Consider the following 17,810-nt stretch of genomic DNA (forward strand, 5'->3'; position numbering starts at 1 on the left):
TAGCTCTGGTCATCCAGCGAGGTCGCGAATGGCGACTTCACTGAGAATTCGTTCAAGCACTTGTTCGATGGAGAGCTCAGTAGAATCCAGCTGTATCGCATCGGCTGCCGGCTTGAGCGGCGCCACTGCACGCTGGGTATCGCGCTCATCGCGCGCCCGAATCTCATCAAGAAGACTCGCGATATTAACATCATCGCCCTTGGCCTTCAACTGCAAGTAGCGGCGGCGGGCTCGCTCCTCGGCGCTGGCGGTGAGGAACACCTTCAGCGGCGCATCGGGAAATACCACCGTGCCCATGTCACGACCGTCGGCAACCAGCCCCGGCATTTCCTGAAAGGCCTGCTGACGCTGCAGCAGAGCCTCACGCACGGCAGACAGCGAAGCCACCTGCGAGGCACCAGCACCAACCTGCTCATTACGGATCAGATCAGTGACCTCCTCTCCTTCAAGAATGATGCGCTGGCCATGACCATCACCGGCAGCAATAAATTGCACATCCAGATGAGCGGCGAGCAGCTTCATCGCTTCTTCGTTGGTCAGATCGACGCCGTGATTGCCCGCAGCAAAGGCCAGCAGACGATACAACGCACCCGAATCCAACAGATTCCAGCCCAGCTGTTTAGCCAGCAAGCCGGCAATTGTGCCTTTGCCCGAGCCACTCGGCCCGTCGATGGTAATAACCGGCGCGACGATCATGCCTTGCCCTCCTCGGCCACACGAATACCGACCTGAGCCGACAACGCGAGAAAATTGGGGAACGACGTGGCGACGTTGGCGCAGTCATGAATGCGGATCGGCGCCGTAGCGCGCAACGAGGCCACGCTGAACGACATGGCAATGCGGTGGTCGCCGTGCGCCCAGACTTCGCCACCACCGATGCTGCCGCCTTCGATGATGATGCCGTCCGGCGTTGGCTCGGCCTTGACGCCCAGCGCAATCAAACCATCAGCCATCACCTGAATCCGGTCGGACTCCTTGACCCGCAGCTCTTCGGCACCACGCAACACAGTGCGGCCTTCCGCCACCGAGGCAGCGACAAACAGCACCGGAAACTCATCGATGGCCAGCGGCACCAGATCTTCCGGAATATCGATGCCCTTCAGCTTGGCGCTGCGTACACGAATATCAGCCACAGTCTCGCCGCCGACTTCACGCTGGTTTTCCAGGGTGATGTCGCCGCCCATCAGCTTGAGGATATCGATGACACCGGTACGGGTCGGATTGATGCCGACGTGCTCCAGCACCAATTCTGAATCTTCAGCAATGCTGCCGGCGACCAGGAAAAACGCCGCCGAGGAGATATCCGCAGGCACTTCGATATGGGTCGCGATCAGCTTATGGCCCGACTCGACACGGGCGGTGCTGCCATCCACTGTTACCGGATAACCGAAGCCGCGCAGCATGCGCTCAGTGTGGTCGCGGGTCGGCGCAGGCTCGGTCACTGAGGTGGTTCCGGCGGCGTAAAGCCCAGCAAGAAGCAGGCAGGATTTAACCTGAGCACTGGCCATGGGCATTTCGTAATCCATACCGGTCAGGCGCTGACCGCCCTTGATCATCAGCGGTGGGCGACCTTCCGGGCCGGTCTCGATCACTGCGCCCATTTCGCGCAGCGGCTTGGCGACACGGTTCATCGGACGTTTGGACAGCGACGCATCACCAGTCAGCGTGGTATCGAACGGTTGTGCCGCCAACAAACCCGAGAGCAAGCGCATCGAGGTGCCAGAGTTGCCCATGTAAAGGGGACCGGCCGGCGCCTTCAGACCATTCAGGCCCACACCGTGAATGGTCACGCGACCATGATGCGGACCTTCGATGACCACCCCCATATCGCGGAACGCCTGCAGCGTCGCCAGGGCGTCTTCACCTTCCAGGAAGCCTTCGACATGCGTAGTGCCTTCACCCAGCGAGCCGAGCATGATCGAACGGTGAGAAATGGACTTGTCACCGGGAACGCGGATACGTCCGGAAAGTTTGCCGCCAGGATTAGCCAGAAAAACCAGATCGTTCGAGTGCATAGCATCCACATAGGCCCTGCGGGCCAAAATTTTGCCGAAATGCTCACGGGCCACGCGGGCGCGAGTGAATACGCCCAGCAACTGATGCCCATCCCCTGCGTCAACCGCGTCGCGCAAGGCGTCGAGGTCGTCGCGAAATACCTCCAGCGTGCGCAGTACCGCCTCGCGGTTGGCGAGGAAGATGTCGTGCCACATGACCGGATCACTGCCGGCAATTCGCGTGAAATCACGGAAACCACCAGCAGCGTAACGAAAGATCTCCAGGTTCTCACTGCGCTTGGCCAGCGAGTCAACCAGGGTAAAGGCCAGCAAATGCGGCAGATGACTGGTCGCAGCCAGCACCTGATCGTGATGCTCGACCTCCATATGCTCAACATCCGCGCCCAGCTCGCGCCACAGCGCATCGACCTGCGCCAGGGCGGACTCATCACTCTGCTCGCAGGGCGTGAGAATGACCTTGTGCCGGCGGAACAGCTGCGCATTGGAGGCCTCCACCCCACTCTGCTCGGAACCGGCAATCGGATGCCCGGGCACAAAGCGCACCGTCTTGCCGACAAAGGCCAAACGCGCCGCACGCACTACATTGCCTTTAGCGCTGCCCACATCGGTGAGCACCGCCGCGCCCAGCTCAAGCTTGGCCAGTTCGGCTAGCAGCTTCTCCATGGCCAGGATAGGCACCGCCAGCTGGATCACATCAGCCCCCTGACAGGCGGCAAGCAGATCAACTTCGCAGCGATCGACCACCCCCAACTCGACGGCCAACCGACGCGATTCCGGGTCGAGATCGACACCGATCACTTCGCGAAACAGGCCGCGCTCACGCAAGCCTTTGGCGAAGGAGCCGCCAATCAACCCCAGGCCGATAACCACCAGGCGGCCGAGCTTAGGGGCAACAGATGGCATCTGAGTGACAGCAGATTTGGCCTCACTCACGCGCTCAGCACCCTGCCCAAAGCTTCAAGGAAGCGCGCATTCTCGGCCGGCAAGCCAATCGATACACGCAGGAAATTCGGCATACCGTACCCAGCCACCGGGCGCACGATCACCCCGGCGCGCAGCAGCGCCTGATTGATCGCAGCCGTATCGCGACCAAAATCGACGGCAATAAAATTGCCTTTCGACGGAATCCAGCTCAGGCCCAACTCACGCAAGCCAGCTTCCAGTTGCACCATGCCGGCATCATTGAGCTGACGGCTTTGCGCCAGGTAATCGGCATCATCCAGCGCCGCACAGGCGGCCGCCAAGGCCAGGCTGTTGACGTTGAATGGCTGACGCACACGGTTCAGCACATCAGCGATCTGTGCCGAGCTGAGCGCATAGCCAACACGCAGCGCCGCCAAACCATAGGCCTTGGAGAAGGTGCGCGAGACCAGCAGGTTGTCGTAGCGCGCCAGGTACGTGAGACCGTCCGGCAGCTCATCACCTTCGGCGAACTCGATGTAGGCCTCATCCAGCACCACCAGCACGTTGCCGGGTACGCGAGCGAGAAAGCGCTCCAGCGCGTCGGGGCCGAACCAGGTGCCAGTCGGGTTGTTCGGGTTGGCGATAAACACCACGCGGGTGTTTTCATCGATGGCCGCGAGCATGGCTTCCAGGTCGTGACCGTAGTCCTTGGCCGGCACCACTTTGCCCTGAGCACCTACGGCCTGGGTCGAGATGGGGTAAACGGCAAAGGCGTACTGGCTGAACACCGCATTAAGGCCAGGTGCCAGATAAGCACGGGCAACCAGATCGAGAATATCGTTGGAACCATTACCCAGGGTGACCTGATTGATCTGTACGCCACAGCATTTGGCCAGACGGCTTTTCAGCTCGAAACCATTGCCATCGGGGTAACGGGTCAGCTCGGCCAACTCGCTGCGAATCGCTTCCAGCGCCTTTGGGCTTGGACCTAGCGGATTCTCGTTGCTGGCCAGCTTGACAATGCTGGCCGGGTCCAGATCCAGCTCACGGGCCAGCTCATCCACCGGTTTGCCCGGCACATAGGGCGACAGCTGCTGTACACCTGGCTGGGCCAGGGCGAGGAAATCGGTCATAGCAATGCCTCACGCTTAAAGCCGCAAGCCCCAAGTACAGCCCGGCGTCGATGCGCGTGTAGCTTGAGACCTGAGGCGTGCCGCAGCAGTTTTAAAGTACCGCTTTGGGATAGGAGCCCAGCACCTTGAGCGCCACGGCTTCCTGATTGATTTTTTCCAGCACGTCTTTGATCAGCGGATCGCGGTGGTGACCGACGAAGTCGATAAAGAACACGTAGGTCCACTTGCCGCTGCGCGACGGGCGGGTTTCGATGCGCGTCAGGTCGATGCCGTTGTTGTGGAACGGCACCAGCAGCTCGTGCAACGCACCCGGCTTGTTGCGCATAGAGATGATCACCGAAGTCTTGTCGTCGCCGGTTGGCGGAACTTCCTGGCTGCCGATGATCAGGAAGCGCGTGGAGTTGTCCGGACGGTCTTCGATCTTCTCCGCCAGCTTGGTCAAGCCATACAGACTGGCGGCCATATCACCGGCAATCGCGGCACTGTTCCACTCGCTTTTCACCCGTTTGGCCGCATCGGCGTTGCTCGATACTGCCACGCGCTCGACGTTGGGGTAATGCGCGTCCAACCACTTGCGGCACTGGGCCAGGGACTGGGCGTGGGAATAGATGCGGGTGATCTTGTCGGTCTTGGTGGTTTCACCGACCAGCAGGTGGTGGTGAATGCGCAGCTCGACTTCGCCACAGATGACCATGTCGTGTTCAAGGAAGCTGTCGAGGGTGTGGTTGATCGCACCTTCGGTGGAGTTCTCCACCGGCACCACACCGAAGTTCACCGCACCAGCGGCCACTTCACGGAACACTTCATCGATCGCCGCCATCGGCACACTGATTACCGCGTGACCGAAGTGCTTCATCGCCGCCGCTTGGGAGAACGTGCCTTCCGGGCCGAGGTAAGCCACCTTGAGCGGATTTTCCAGGGCCAGACAGGAGGACATGATTTCGCGGAACAGTCGCGCCATTTCCTCGTTGCCCAGCGGGCCCTGGTTGCGTTCCATGATGCGCTTGAGCACTTGGGCTTCACGCTCAGGGCGGTAGAACACCGGGGACTCGCCTTCCGGCAGCGCCTTCATCTTCACTCGCGCGACTTCTTCGGCGCAGCGGGCACGGTCGCTGATCAGCTCAAGGATGCGCTCATCGAGGTTGTCGATGCGCAGGCGCAGGGCTTGCAGTTCCTGTTCGGACATATCAGCCATGCTCCTTCTCGAACTCGGCCATATAGGCGACCAGCGCCTCGACGGCATCCAGCCCCACAGCATTATAAATAGAGGCGCGCATACCACCGACCGAACGATGGCCTTTCAGATTGAGCAGGCCGCGCGCATCGGCACCAGCGAGGAACGGCTTGTCCAGTTTCTCGTCAGCCAGACGGAACGGTACGTTCATCCAGGAGCGGGCGTTGTGAGCAATCGGGTTGCTGTAGAAATCGCTGGTATCGATGGCTTTGTAGAGCAGGTCTTTCTTGGCGCGGTTCTGACGCTCCATGGCGGCCACCCCACCCTGCTCTTTCAGCCACTCGAACACCAGGCCAGAGAGGTACCAGGAGAAGGTCGCCGGGGTGTTGTACATCGAGCCGTTATCAGCGGCGATCTTGTAATTGAGCATGGTCGGACAGACGCTGCGGGCACGGCCGAGGAGGTCTTCACGCACGATGGTCACGACCAGGCCGCTGGGGCCGATGTTCTTCTGCGCGCCAGCGTAGATCAGGCCGAACTTCGACACATCGATCGGGCGCGAAAGGATGTCGGAAGACATATCCGCCACCAGCGGCACGTCACCGACTTCGGGAATCCAGTCGAACTGCAGGCCGCCGATGGTTTCATTGCTGGCGTAGTGCAGGTAGGCGGCGCCTTTCGACAGCTGCCACTCGTTCTGTCCAGGAATGGCGAAGTAGTCATAAGCCTTGGCGCTGGCAGCAACATTGATGTTGCCGTAGCGGCTGGCTTCTTCGATGCTTTTCTTCGACCAGATACCGGTATCGATATAGTCGGCAACGCCGTCTTCCGGTAGCAGGTTGAGCGGGATTTCAGCGAACTGCTGGCTGGCCCCGCCCTGCAGAAACAGCACCTTGTAATCGGATGGAATATCCATCAGGTCGCGCAGGTCCTGCTCGGCCTTTTCCGCGATGGCGGTGTACTCATCGCTGCGGTGGCTCATTTCCATGACCGACAGGCCTTTGCCTTGCCAATCAAGAAGCTCCGCCTGGGCGCGTTGCAGAACAGCTTCAGGAAGCGCGGCCGGGCCGGCGCAGAAGTTAAAGGCTCGCTTGCTCACATCCACTCTCGCTCAAAATAGTGGGCGGGCTGGTGCGTGCCAGCAGCCGCCAAATCCTACGCTGTCAGAGGCGAGCGCACTCGCCCCGACAGATCACTCTTCGCTGATCGGGCTTTCGTCAGCAGCCTCAGGTGCATCGCCTGCATCCTCGATAGCACCGTCAACACCCTCCTCGCCTTCCAGCAGCTCTTCGTCGTCTTCCGCCGAAGGCTCCTGCACACGCTCAAGGCCCACCAGGGTTTCATCCTTGGCCAGCTTGATCAGAGTCACGCCCTGGGTGTTGCGACCGAGGCTGGAGACTTCACTGACGCGAGTACGCACCAGGGTGCCTTGGTCAGAAATCAGCATGATTTCCTCGCCCTCCAACACCTGCACGGCACCGACCAGCTTACCGTTACGCTCGTTGCTGACCATGGCGATCACGCCCTGACCACCACGACCGCGACGCGGGAACTCGGCCATCGCCGTGCGCTTGCCGTAACCACGCTCGGACGCGGTGAGAATCTGCGCATCGCGCTCCGGGATCAGCATGGAGATGATGTTCTGCCCCTCTGGCAGACGCATGCCGCGTACACCGCGGGCGGTACGACCCATGGTGCGCACGTGTTTTTCCTTGAAGCGGATGACCTTGCCGCCATCGGAGAACATCATCACTTCACGGGCACCATCGGTGATGGCTGCCGCGATCAAGGTGTCACCCTCTTCCAGCTTCAGGGCAATCAGGCCACTGGTGCGCGGACGGCTGAACTGCACCAGCGGGGTCTTCTTCACGGTACCGAAGGCGGTTGCCATAAAGATGTAGGCACCGGTCGGCTCATCCTGCTCGTCGTCGGCCACATCGGCGTCGCCATCTTCAGCCACATCGGCTTCGATCACTTCACCTTCCAGCACCACGCCTTCGCTGTCATCCAGTTCTTCATCACCCGCGCTCTGCTGCAAGGCTTCCAGATCGACCTGAAGCATGGCGGTGATGCGCTCGCCTTCATCCAGCGGCAGCAGGTTGACCAGCGGACGGCCACGGGCGGCACGGGACGCTTCGGGAATTTCGTAGGTCTTCAGCCAATACACCTTGCCCTTGCTGGAGAACAGCAACAGCGTGGCGTGGCTGTTGGCTACCAGCAGGTGTTCGATGTAGTCCTCATCCTTGACCCCGGTGGCGGACTTGCCGCGACCACCGCGACGCTGCGCCTGGTAGGCATGCAGCGGCTGGCTCTTGGCATAACCACCGTGGGAGATGGTCACGACCCGCTCTTCTTCGGTGATCAGATCGGCCATGGTCAGGTCCATGCGCGAGGCAACAATCTCGGTGCGACGGGCATCGCCGAACTCGGCCTTGACCGCTTCCAGCTCTTCGCGGATCACTTCCATCAGACGCACGGCACTGGTGAGGATGCGGATCAGCTCACCGATCTGGGTAAGGATTTCCTGGTACTCGGCCAGCAGTTTTTCATGCTCAAGGCCAGTCAGGCGGTGCAGGCGCAGCTCAAGAATGGCCTGAGCCTGATCCGGCGAGAGGAAGTACTTGCCATCGCGCAAGCCGTACTGCGGCTCAAGGTCTTCCGGACGGCAGGCATCGGCACCTGCGCGCTCGACCATGGCCTCTACAGCGCTGGATTCCCAAGCTGTGGAAATCAGCGCTTGCTTGGCTTCGGCCGGAGTTGGCGAGGCCTTGATCAGGGCAATCACCGGATCGATGTTGGACAGGGCAACCGCCTGCCCCTCGAGAATATGACCACGTTCGCGCGCTTTACGCAGTTCGAACACAGTACGCCGGGTGACCACTTCACGACGGTGCAGGATGAAGGCTTCAAGCATGTCCTTGAGGTTGAGGACTTTCGGCTGACCGTCGATCAGCGCCACCACGTTGATGCCGAACACACTCTGCATCTGGGTCTGGGCGTAGAGGTTGTTCAGCACCACTTCCGGCACTTCACCACGGCGAAGCTCGATGACCACACGCATGCCGTCCTTGTCGGACTCATCGCGCAGCTCAGTGATGCCTTCGAGCTTCTTCTCTTTGACCAGCTCGGCGATCTTCTCGATCAATCGTGCCTTGTTCAGCTGATACGGCAGCTCGGTGACGACGATCTGCTGACGACCGCCGACCTTGTCGATGTCTTCAATTTCAGCGCGGGCACGCATGTAAATGCGCCCACGACCGGTGCGATAGGCTTCGATGATGCCGGCACGACCATTGATGATGCCGGCAGTCGGGAAATCCGGCCCTGGGATGAACTGCATCAGGTCATCGACCGTCAGGTCGCCGTTGTCGATCAGGGCCAGGCAGCCGTTAATCACTTCCGTGAGGTTGTGCGGCGGAATGTTGGTAGCCATCCCCACGGCAATACCGCTGGAACCGTTGACCAGCAGGTTGGGGATCTTGGTCGGCATGACCGCCGGGATCATTTCCGTACCGTCGTAGTTCGGCACCCAGTCCACGGTTTCCTTGTGCAGGTCAGCCAGCAGCTCATGGGCCAGCTTGGTCATGCGCACTTCGGTGTATCGCATGGCGGCGGCGTTGTCGCCGTCCACCGAGCCGAAGTTGCCCTGGCCGTCGACCAGCAGGTAACGCAGGGAGAATGGCTGCGCCATCCGCACGATGGTGTCGTATACCGCGGTATCACCGTGCGGGTGGTATTTACCGATGACGTCACCGACCACACGGGCGGACTTCTTGTATGCCTTGTTCCAGTCGTTACCCAACTCGCTCATGGCAAACAGCACACGGCGGTGCACGGGCTTCAAGCCATCACGCGCATCCGGCAGTGCGCGACCGACAATTACGCTCATCGCGTAATCGAGGTAGGACTGCTTGAGTTCGTCTTCAATATTGACCGGGAGGATTTCTTTGGCCAGTTCGCCCATGAGTAGCCTGGTTCCTTTTTCTGGTGAAACTCCGCGCCATTCGTCCTGAACGAGGTGGAGCCTGTCGCTGCGCCTCAAGGCTTACAGCGACTCACGACAAATCAATAAGTTATGCCATGTATCTGCGCAGGTAAGAGGCCCATAACAGGCACCCCTGAAAACCGCCGGAGCTTACCACAATCACTGCGGCGCACCTATCCCCAGCACCAGCGGCACGACTAGGTGCGCCGGCACGCAGGAAAACTCAATGCAAGCGCTTGCGGCACATCAATTGCGCCATCTTTTCCGCATCCGGACGATCGACCACGCCCTTTTCGGTGACGATAAAATCGATCAGGTCGGCCGGAGTCACATCAAACACCGGATTGAACGCCGCCACGCCGCGAGCAATCGGCATTCCACCCAGTTCCAGCAACTCACTGGCGGCACGCTCTTCGAGGATGATGTCATCACCGTGCTCCATGGCCATATCGATGGTCGAACTGGGCGCGACCACCATAAAGCGCACGCCGTGATGCATGGCATTCACGGCCAACTGGTAGGTGCCAATCTTGTTGGCCACGTCACCGTTGGCCGCAATCCGGTCGGCACCAACGATGACCCAGGTGATGCCACGAGTCTTCATCAGGTGCGCGGCGGCCGAATCGGCATTCACCGTCACCGGGATGCCATCTTCTGCCAACTCCCAGGCAGTCAAGCGCGAGCCCTGCAGCCAGGGCCGGGTTTCATCGGCATAAACCCGCTCCAGCAACCCATCATGAAAGACTGCGCGAATCACCCCCAACGCCGTACCGAAGCCACCAGTGGCCAGGGCGCCGGCATTGCAGTGGGTCAGCAGGTTCTGTGCATTGCCCTGATGCTTGCGAATCAGTTCGGCACCGAGCTGAGCCATAGTCAGATTGGCCTCACGGTCACTCTGGTGAATGCCGATGGCTTCAGCTTCGAGTTGAGCGACCAGGTCATCGCCGCCCTTGAGCCGATCCAGGCGCTCACGCATGCGATTGAGCGCCCAGAACAGATTGACCGCCGTCGGCCGCGACGCCGCCAGCAGGTCAAAATCCGCCTGCAAGGCAGAGCGCCAATCGCCACCCTCCTGCAAACGGGCACGCAACGCCAGCACCACAGCATAGGCGGCGGCAATACCAATGGCCGGCGCGCCACGCACCACCATACTGCGAATGGCCTCAGCGACATCGACGGCCGAGTGATAGCTGAGCCAGGTTTGCGCAAAGGGCAGCGCGCGCTGGTCGAGCAGGTGCAGAGCGCCATCACGCCAGTCAATGGCCGTCACCTTCTCTGCCGCTAGCAATTGCTCGCGCATCACACACCTCCGCCGGAAAAAGCCGACCATTATACGCACAGCGCGAAAGCTGTCGGGTTAGATCAGGCCATGCAGCTTCAAGCCTAGGGCGTTCCCCTATAAACTCGCCACTTTAATGTCCGCCGGAAGCGCCACCATGCCCCAAGCACCGCTCGACTTGCTGCTCCTGCCCACCTGGCTGGTCCCGGTCGAACCTGCTGGCGTGATCCTGCTGGAACATGGCCTGGGTATCCGTGACGGGCGTATCACCCTGATCGCCCCGCGCGCCGAAGCCCTCAAGCACAGCGCACAGCAGGTACTTGAACTACCTGGCAGGCTGCTCACACCAGGGCTGGTGAATGCCCACGGGCATGCGGCAATGACCCTGTTCCGCGGCCTGGCCGATGACCTGCCACTGATGACCTGGCTGGAAAAACACATCTGGCCGGCCGAGGCCAAGTGGGTCAGCGAGCAGTTCGTTGAGGACGGCACCGAGCTGGCCATCGCCGAACAGCTCAAGGGCGGCATCACCTGCTTCTCCGACATGTATTTCTTTCCGGAAACCGCCAGCCAGCGGGTGCACAGCAGCGGCATTCGCGCGCAGATCACCATTCCGGTACTGGATTTCCCGATTCCCGGCGCGCGCGATGCAGACGAATCGCTGCGCAAGGGCCTGGCGCTGTTCGATGATCTCAAACACCACCCGCGCCTGAGCGTAGCGTTTGGACCGCATGCACCCTACACGGTCAGCGACGACAAGCTGGAGAACATCCGCATGCTCGCCGAAGAGCTGGATGCTGGCATTCACATGCACGTGCACGAAACCGCCTTCGAAGTGCAGCAGAGCCTGGAACAGCGCGGCGAGCGTCCACTGGCGCGTCTGGCCCGCCTTGACCTGCTCGGCCCACGCTTTCAGGCCGTGCACATGACGCAAATTGATGACGCTGACCTGGCCTTGCTGGTGGCCAGCAACAGCAGCGTGATCCACTGCCCGGAATCCAACCTCAAGCTGGCAAGCGGCTTCTGCCCGGTGGAAAAACTCTGGCAGGCCGGCGTCAACGTGGCCATCGGCACGGATGGCGCAGCCAGCAATAACGATCTCGACCTGCTCGGCGAAACTCGCACCGCCGCCCTCTTAGCCAAGGCAGTTGCCGGCTCGGCCACCGCCCTGGATGCCCACCGCGCACTGCGCATGGCCACCCTCAACGGCGCTCGCGCCCTTGGCCTGGATGAGCAGATCGGCTCACTGGAACTGGGCAAGGCCGCTGATATGACTGTATTCAACCTCTCCGGCCTGGCCCAGCAACCGGTCTACGACCCGGTATCGCAGCTGCTTTATGCCGGCGGCCGCGCCTGCGTTGAGCACCTCTGGGTCGGCGGCAAGCAGTTGCTCGACGGCGGCCAACTGACACGCCTGGACGAACAACGGATCATCGCCAACGCCCAGGCCTGGGGGACCAAAATTGCCGGCCAATAGCGGCAAACCCGGAAATGTGAGCACTGCGACAAACTGACATACATTGGTCGCACAACAGGCGTCCAATCCACCCGGCGAAACTGGCAACATGAGCACCTTGCGCTCCCACTCTCGCCGCAGCCTGATTCAGGGATTTATATGAGCAACGTCGACCACGCCGAAATCGCCAAATTCGAAGCCCTCGCCCATCGCTGGTGGGACCGCGAAAGCGAATTCAAGCCGCTGCATGACATCAACCCGCTGCGCGTCAACTGGATCGACGAGCGTGTCGGCCTGGCCGGTAAAAAGGTCCTGGATGTTGGCTGCGGCGGTGGCATTCTCAGCGAGTCCATGGCCCAGCGCGGCGCCAGCGTCACCGGCATCGACATGGGTGAAGCCCCGCTGGCGGTAGCCCAGCTGCACCAACTGGAATCAGGGGTCAGCGTCGAGTACCGGCAGATCACCGCTGAAGCCCTGGCTGCCGAAATGCCCGGCCAGTTCGACGTGGTCACCTGCCTGGAAATGCTGGAGCACGTACCCGATCCATCCTCGGTCATCCGCGCCTGCTACACCTTGGTCAAACCAGGCGGCCAGGTGTTTTTCTCGACCATCAACCGCAACCCCAAGGCTTACCTGTTCGCCATCATCGGCGCCGAGTACCTGATGCGCCTGCTGCCGCGCGGCACCCATGATTTCAAGAAGTTTATTCGCCCCTCCGAGCTGGGTGCCTGGAGCCGTGACGCCGGTCTGCAGGTCAAGGACATCATCGGCCTGACCTACAACCCGCTGAGCAAACGCTACAAGCTGGAAGCCGATGTCGACGTCAACTACATGATCCAGACCCTCAAGGAGGCCTGATGCGCCTGCGCGCAGTTCTTTTCGATATGGACGGCACCCTGCTCGACAGCGCGCCAGACTTTATCGCCATCAGCCAGGCGATGCGCGCCGAGCGTGGCCTGCCGCCGATTGCCGACAAGCTGATCCGTGACCAGGTGTCCGGCGGCGCGCGCGCCATGGTCGCCGCCAACTTCGCCACGGACCCCGAGGCTGACGGTTTCGAGGCGCTGCGCCTGGAGTTCCTCGAACGCTATCAGAGCCATTGTGCAGTGCTGACCCGCCCCTTCGATGGCATGCATGAGCTGCTCGATGATATCGAACACGCCAAGCTTGTCTGGGGCGTGGCCACCAACAAACCGGTGCGCTACGCCGAACCGATCATGCAACAGCTCGGCCTGGCGCAGCGCTCGGCGGTATTGGTCTGCCCGGATCACGTCAGCCGCAGCAAACCGGACCCGGAGATGATCCTGCTGGCATGCGCGAAGATGGGCGTGGAACCTGCCGCCACCCTGTTTATCGGCGATGACGAGCGCGATATAGAAGCCGGCCGCGCCGCCGGCTGCAAGACCGCCGCCGTCACCTACGGTTATATCCACCCGCAGGACAACCCACGCAACTGGGGTGCCGATGCCGTTGTGGACCATCCACTGGAACTGCGCGCCGTACTTGAACGGGCCGTGTGCCGCTGCTGATAGTGTTCACTGATCAATCCAGGCTGGCCCACTGTCAAACCGGCCACACCTGAAAACACGAGGCTTTACCCATGCGTAACTATTCCGCTCGCCCCGACCTGCTCAAGGGCCGCGTGATTCTGGTAACCGGCGCCGGCCGTGGCATTGGCGCAACCGCCGCCAAGACTTTCGCCGCCCACGGCGCAACCGTACTGCTGCTGGGCAAAACCGAAGACAACCTCAGCCGCGTCTATGACGCTATCGAAGCCGCTGGCCACCCGCAGGCTGCCGTCATCCCGTTCAACCTGGAGACCGCCCTGCCGCACCAGTACGACGAATTGGCGGCGATGATCGAAGCCGAATTCGGCAAACTCGACGGCCTGCTGCACAACGCCTCGATCATTGGCCCACGCACACCGCTGGAGCAGCTGTCCGGCGACAACTTCATGCGTGTCATGCAGGTCAACGTCAACGCCATGTTTATACTCACCAGCACGCTGCTGCCGCTGCTCAAGCTCTCGACTGACGCCTCGGTGGTATTCACCTCCAGCAGCGTTGGCCGCAAAGGCCGCGCATACTGGGGCGCCTATGCCGTCTCGAAGTTCGCCACCGAAGGCCTGATGCAGGTTCTGGCAGATGAAATCGACGGCATCGCCAGTGTCCGCGCCAACAGCGTCAACCCTGGAGCGACCCGCACCGACATGCGCGCCCAGGCCTACCCTGGGGAAAACCCGGCCAACAATCCGCTGCCAGAAGCCATCATGCCGGTGTACCTGTACCTGATGGGGCCGGACAGCACGGGAGTGAATGGCCAGGCATTTGACGCACAGTAAGGATTCGCTGAGTCCGCCGGTTTTCCGGCGGACCTTGAATTAACCGACATCAGATTGCCAGCAGCACCGTCAGTTAACCGGCAAGAACTTGCCACCCCGCCTCTAAAAATAATCACAAGCCACTGAAAATAAAGAGCTTTTAGGAATTATAAAAAGCTGGCATGGATTTCGCTGAAGCCTCGCTATCGCCGCGTATAGCGCTAGAGGTAAAGCTTCATGGCCCCGCACAACCAGTCCAACACCATTGATTTCGACGCCGCCAAACTGCAACGTCTCGGTTATGCCAGTCGCCTGCAAAAAAGCCTGAGGCCAGTTAGCCTGGCGCAGCTGCGTCAGCAATTGAGCCTGCGCCTGCAGACCTCGCTGGAAGCCGAACGCATCCTCGAGCTGTTCTATACCGAAGTGCAGCGCCTGGTGCCCCTCAGCGCCCTCAGCTATCAGCTGGCCTCCTGCGACCTGCGCCTGGAACTGGGCGAGCGTGCCAGTCACTCAGCTGGCTACCGCCTGAACCACGATGGCGAATTCCTCGGCGAGCTGACCTTCCGCCGTAACCAGCGCTTCAGCGAGGATGAACTCGGCCAACTCGAATCACTGCTCGCCAGCCTGCTCTTCCCTCTGCGCAACGCCCTGCTTTACCGCGCAGCTCTGCAAACAGCACTGCGCGATCCGCTGACCGAAACCGGCAACCGCATTGCCATGGAGCAGACCCTCAAACGTGAAGTGGATATTGCCCGGCGCAATCTTCAGCCGCTTTCAGTACTGATGGTCGACATCGACCACTTCAAGCGGATCAATGACAGCCACGGCCACATCGTGGGCGACCAAGCCCTCAAGGCCGTCGCCAGCGCCCTGAAAGACAGCCTGCGCAATGTCGACATGGTGTTCCGCTACGGTGGCGAAGAATTCATGGTGCTGCTCTCCAACACCAGCCGCGAGGCGGCTTCGATGATTGGTGAGCGTCTGCGCCTGGCGGTACTGGGCATTCAGTACCTGGTGGAAAACCGCGCCATTGAACTGTCGGTTAGCCTGGGCTGCGCCACCTTGCTACCGGGCGAGTCCATGGACAGCCTGCTGCGCCGCGCCGACAGTGCGCTGTACGTATCCAAACGTGAAGGCCGCAACCGCCTGTCGATGGCCGGCTAACGCCAACGCAGACAATAAAAAAGGCGACCCTCGGGTCGCCTTTTTATTGTCACTCAGAATGCCTTATTCGGGCTTGCGATCACGGCCAAAGCCTGGACGCTGGCCATCACGACCAGGTTGGCTGCGACGTTTAACCGGTGCACCTGCCGGCTTGCGCGACGGGCGATCAGCCAGCTCAACGCCAGGACGCTGTGCCCCCGGTTTGGCCGGACGCTTCTTGTTAACGTCACTCGGGCGCTCAGCGACCGGCGTGCCCTTGCCTTGATCGGCACGTGGGCTGCGCGCCGGACGCTCAGCACCGTCACCACGGGCAGGACGCGAACGGCCTTGATCACCTGCGGTTGCTGGCGCACCGTGAGCCGGACGCAAAGTACGCTCCGGACGCGCAGCACGACCCACCGGCTTGGCCGATTTGCGCTGCAAACGGTCGAGTTTGTCGCGGGTTTTCTCTTTCATCTCCGGCAGAGCGACCGGCTTGAGGCCGACCTCCTCGCTGAGAATATCGACTTCGCGCTGGCTCATTTCACGCCAGCGGCCCATGGTCAGGTCCGAGGTGATAAACACCGGGCCGAAACGCACGCGCTTCAAGCGGCTGACCACCAGCCCCTGGGACTCCCACAGGCGACGCACTTCGCGGTTGCGACCTTCCATCACCACGCAGTGATACCAGTGGTTGAAGCCTTCGCCACCCGGCGCTTCCTTGATGTCGGTGAACTTGGCCGGGCCATCTTCAAGCATCACGCCGGTTTTCAGGCGCTCGATCATCTCTTCGTCAACTTCGCCACGTACGCGCACGGCGTACTCGCGGTCCATCTGGTAGGACGGGTGCATCAGGCGGTTGGCCAGCTCACCGTCGGTGGTAAACATCAGCAAACCGGTGGTGTTGATGTCGAGGCGACCGATATTGATCCAGCGGCCATCTTTCGGCCGTGGCAGACGGTCAAATACCGTCGGACGACCTTCCGGGTCGTCACGGGTGCAAATCTCACCTTCAGGTTTGTTGTAGATGATGACGCGGCGCACGCTTTCGGCAGCTTCTTCACGGCGGATCACCTTGCCATCGACGGCAATCGCATCGTGCAGGTCAACGCGTGCACCGAGGCTGGCGACTGCGCCGTTGACCTTGACGCGGCCAGCAGTAATCCAGGCTTCGATTTCACGGCGTGAAGCCAAGCCCATGCGCGCCATGACTTTCTGCAGTTTTTCGCCTGCGGGGCTGTATTCTTCGATTTCTTCACTCATCTGGGCACCTCCCGGTGTTTTCTTTAGTGATTAGGACGATTCAGGCCAAGCCTATTCGTCAAAGGGGCGCGGAGCATACGCGAAACACGGCGCGGACGCACGGGTTGAGGCTAGCCGCCTGATCGGAGGCCGTCAGCCTTTACGCCGACCGATGGTCGCCAAGCTCAGCAAACGCATATCGGCTTCGGCCAAAACAGCACGCCGGGCAGCCTTGCCGAGCTTCTTCCAGCCTTTGATCTCGGCCTTGCTGCGCCCGCAACCGAGGCAGATAGCGCGCTCGAACTTGCACAGTCTGATGCAGGGATCTTTCACCGCACTGACGCCTTAACTGATACGACCTGCTTGTTAGTCAGGCAGCTGTTCTTTATCCAGGGTTGCGCGAGGCTCTTCGGCATCATCACGCTCATCGTCCTGCTCGGGTAAATCATCGAAGTCGGTTTTCAGCCCCTGCTCCATCGAATCGAGTTCAGCCAGCAGGCTGCTGAAGCTGGTTTCCTCGCTCGCTTCCACCGCAGGCTCATCGGCCAGGGCCAGGTCGGCACGCGCCTGCAGGCTTTGCGGTGCCTCCAGATCATCTTCAAAAGCCAGCACAGGCTCGGGTTCCAGTTCGCGCAGGGCGGCCAGGGGCGGTAATTCGTCGAGGCTTTTCAGGTTGAAGTGATCGAGAAAGGCCTTGGTGGTGGCGAACATCGCCGGCTTGCCCGGCACATCGCGATACCCCACCACGCGAATCCACTCGCGCTCCAGCAAGGTTTTGACGATATGACTGTTCACCGCCACACCGCGCACATCTTCGATTTCGCCACGGGTAATCGGCTGGCGATAAGCAATCAGCGCCAGGGTTTCCAGCATGGCGCGCGAATAGCGCTGCGGCCGCTCTTCCCATAGGCGACCCACCCAAGGCGCAAATTTCTCGCGCACTTGCAGGCGGTAGCCGGACGCCACCTCGACCAGCTCGAAGGCACGCCCTTCGCAGGACTTGCCCAGATGCGCCAGCGCCTTTTTGAAAACCGCCGGTTCCGGCCGCTCGGCTTCTTCAAAAAGCTCGAACAGGCGCTCCAGCGATTGCGGTTTGCCGGAGGCCAGCAGAAAGGCTTCGAGCAGGCTGGCCAGCTCACGAGGTTCATTAAGATTCATGC

14 protein-coding genes and 1 pseudogene are annotated in these 17,810 nt (G+C 61.0%); 5 read left to right on the plus strand and 10 right to left on the minus strand.

Annotated elements, in window-relative coordinates; genetic code table 11:
• Positions 1-9: 9 nt before the first annotated feature.
• The 7 genes from cmk to mtnA all read right to left on the minus strand — a co-directional run bounded on the left by cmk (position 10) and on the right by mtnA (position 10,510).
• Entirely contained in the window at positions 10-696 is a 687-nt protein-coding gene (cmk, locus tag OU997_RS01010; RefSeq protein WP_267808599.1) for a (d)CMP kinase, read from the minus strand.
• Positions 693-2,918 carry a bifunctional prephenate dehydrogenase/3-phosphoshikimate 1-carboxyvinyltransferase gene (locus OU997_RS01015; RefSeq protein ID WP_267809845.1) on the minus strand — a complete coding sequence of 742 codons (2,226 nt, stop codon included), beginning with the start codon at positions 2,916-2,918 and terminating at the stop codon, positions 693-695. Before OU997_RS01015 ends, cmk begins: the two co-directional genes overlap by 4 nt.
• A gap of 26 nt (positions 2,919-2,944) precedes the next feature.
• On the minus strand, positions 2,945-4,051 hold the full coding sequence (gene hisC / locus OU997_RS01020) for a histidinol-phosphate transaminase (protein ID WP_267808601.1): 1,107 nt from the start codon (positions 4,049-4,051) through the stop codon (positions 2,945-2,947).
• A 91-nt stretch (positions 4,052-4,142) separates the two neighbouring features.
• Positions 4,143-5,237, minus strand: a complete 1,095-nt coding sequence (gene pheA / locus OU997_RS01025) for a prephenate dehydratase (RefSeq protein ID WP_108487373.1) — start codon at positions 5,235-5,237, stop codon at positions 4,143-4,145.
• A gap of 1 nt (position 5,238) precedes the next feature.
• A complete protein-coding gene (gene serC / locus OU997_RS01030) occupies positions 5,239-6,324 on the minus strand; it encodes a 3-phosphoserine/phosphohydroxythreonine transaminase (protein WP_108487435.1) in 1,086 nt (361 codons plus the stop codon).
• 93 nt (positions 6,325-6,417) lie between these two features.
• A complete protein-coding gene (gene gyrA / locus OU997_RS01035; RefSeq protein WP_267808603.1) occupies positions 6,418-9,189 on the minus strand; it encodes a DNA gyrase subunit A in 2,772 nt (923 codons plus the stop codon).
• Between the two features lie 244 nt (positions 9,190-9,433).
• A complete protein-coding gene (gene mtnA / locus OU997_RS01040) occupies positions 9,434-10,510 on the minus strand; it encodes an S-methyl-5-thioribose-1-phosphate isomerase (protein WP_108487371.1) in 1,077 nt (358 codons plus the stop codon).
• Between the two features lie 136 nt (positions 10,511-10,646).
• Here mtnA and OU997_RS01045 point away from each other — a divergent pair, with 136 nt between their 5' ends.
• From OU997_RS01045 to OU997_RS01065, 5 genes are all read left to right on the plus strand, one after another.
• The gene (locus tag OU997_RS01045) at positions 10,647-11,966 is read left to right on the plus strand and encodes a TRZ/ATZ family hydrolase (RefSeq protein WP_267808605.1); all 1,320 of its coding nucleotides are present in this window, start codon (positions 10,647-10,649) and stop codon (positions 11,964-11,966) included.
• A 138-nt stretch (positions 11,967-12,104) separates the two neighbouring features.
• Entirely contained in the window at positions 12,105-12,803 is a 699-nt protein-coding gene (gene ubiG, locus OU997_RS01050; protein WP_108487369.1) for a bifunctional 2-polyprenyl-6-hydroxyphenol methylase/3-demethylubiquinol 3-O-methyltransferase UbiG, read from the plus strand.
• Positions 12,803-13,474, plus strand: coding sequence for an N-acetylmuramic acid 6-phosphate phosphatase MupP (gene mupP / locus OU997_RS01055; RefSeq protein WP_108487368.1), 672 nt, complete (start codon positions 12,803-12,805; stop codon positions 13,472-13,474). Before ubiG ends, mupP begins: the two co-directional genes overlap by 1 nt.
• Positions 13,475-13,545: 71 nt before the next feature.
• The gene (locus tag OU997_RS01060; RefSeq protein WP_267808606.1) at positions 13,546-14,286 is read left to right on the plus strand and encodes a YciK family oxidoreductase; all 741 of its coding nucleotides are present in this window, start codon (positions 13,546-13,548) and stop codon (positions 14,284-14,286) included.
• Positions 14,287-14,502: 216 nt separating this feature from the next.
• Positions 14,503-15,429 carry a GGDEF domain-containing protein gene (locus OU997_RS01065; RefSeq protein WP_108487366.1) on the plus strand — a complete coding sequence of 309 codons (927 nt, stop codon included), beginning with the start codon at positions 14,503-14,505 and terminating at the stop codon, positions 15,427-15,429.
• 63 nt (positions 15,430-15,492) lie between these two features.
• Here OU997_RS01065 and rluB read toward each other — a convergent pair whose 3' ends face one another.
• The 3 genes and pseudogenes from rluB to scpB form a co-directional block, all read right to left on the minus strand.
• Positions 15,493-16,671 (minus strand): 23S rRNA pseudouridine(2605) synthase RluB, encoded by a 1,179-nt coding sequence (rluB, locus tag OU997_RS01070; protein ID WP_108487365.1) that lies wholly within the window; start codon positions 16,669-16,671, stop codon positions 15,493-15,495.
• 132 nt (positions 16,672-16,803) lie between these two features.
• Positions 16,804-16,983: a DUF1289 domain-containing protein gene (locus OU997_RS01075; protein WP_108487364.1), complete on the minus strand. Its 180-nt coding sequence runs from the start codon at positions 16,981-16,983 to the stop codon at positions 16,804-16,806.
• A gap of 72 nt (positions 16,984-17,055) precedes the next feature.
• Positions 17,056-17,808: pseudogene (gene scpB / locus OU997_RS01080) on the minus strand (SMC-Scp complex subunit ScpB); the annotation flags it as partial.
• Positions 17,809-17,810: the final 2 nt, after the last annotated feature.

Origin of the sequence: Pseudomonas sp. SL4(2022), from assembly GCF_026625725.1 — a bacterium.
GTDB lineage: Bacteria > Pseudomonadota > Gammaproteobacteria > Pseudomonadales > Pseudomonadaceae > Aquipseudomonas.

What these genes read in the sequence shown, in the direction of transcription:
- rluB (WP_108487365.1), bottom strand. Translation starts at nt 16,671, where the DNA reads ATGAGTGAAGAAATCGAAGAATACAGCCCCGCAGGCGAAAAACTGCAG.
- OU997_RS01045 (WP_267808605.1), top strand. Translation starts at nt 10,647, where the DNA reads ATGCCCCAAGCACCGCTCGACTTGCTGCTCCTGCCCACCTGGCTGGTC.
- OU997_RS01015 (WP_267809845.1), bottom strand. Translation starts at nt 2,918, where the DNA reads ATGCCATCTGTTGCCCCTAAGCTCGGCCGCCTGGTGGTTATCGGCCTG.
- OU997_RS01060 (WP_267808606.1), top strand. Translation starts at nt 13,546, where the DNA reads ATGCGTAACTATTCCGCTCGCCCCGACCTGCTCAAGGGCCGCGTGATT.
- hisC (WP_267808601.1), bottom strand. Translation starts at nt 4,051, where the DNA reads ATGACCGATTTCCTCGCCCTGGCCCAGCCAGGTGTACAGCAGCTGTCG.
- mtnA (WP_108487371.1), bottom strand. Translation starts at nt 10,510, where the DNA reads ATGCGCGAGCAATTGCTAGCGGCAGAGAAGGTGACGGCCATTGACTGG.
- mupP (WP_108487368.1), top strand. Translation starts at nt 12,803, where the DNA reads ATGCGCCTGCGCGCAGTTCTTTTCGATATGGACGGCACCCTGCTCGAC.
- pheA (WP_108487373.1), bottom strand. Translation starts at nt 5,237, where the DNA reads ATGTCCGAACAGGAACTGCAAGCCCTGCGCCTGCGCATCGACAACCTC.
- ubiG (WP_108487369.1), top strand. Translation starts at nt 12,105, where the DNA reads ATGAGCAACGTCGACCACGCCGAAATCGCCAAATTCGAAGCCCTCGCC.
- gyrA (WP_267808603.1), bottom strand. Translation starts at nt 9,189, where the DNA reads ATGGGCGAACTGGCCAAAGAAATCCTCCCGGTCAATATTGAAGACGAA.
- cmk (WP_267808599.1), bottom strand. Translation starts at nt 696, where the DNA reads ATGATCGTCGCGCCGGTTATTACCATCGACGGGCCGAGTGGCTCGGGC.
- OU997_RS01065 (WP_108487366.1), top strand. Translation starts at nt 14,503, where the DNA reads ATGGCCCCGCACAACCAGTCCAACACCATTGATTTCGACGCCGCCAAA.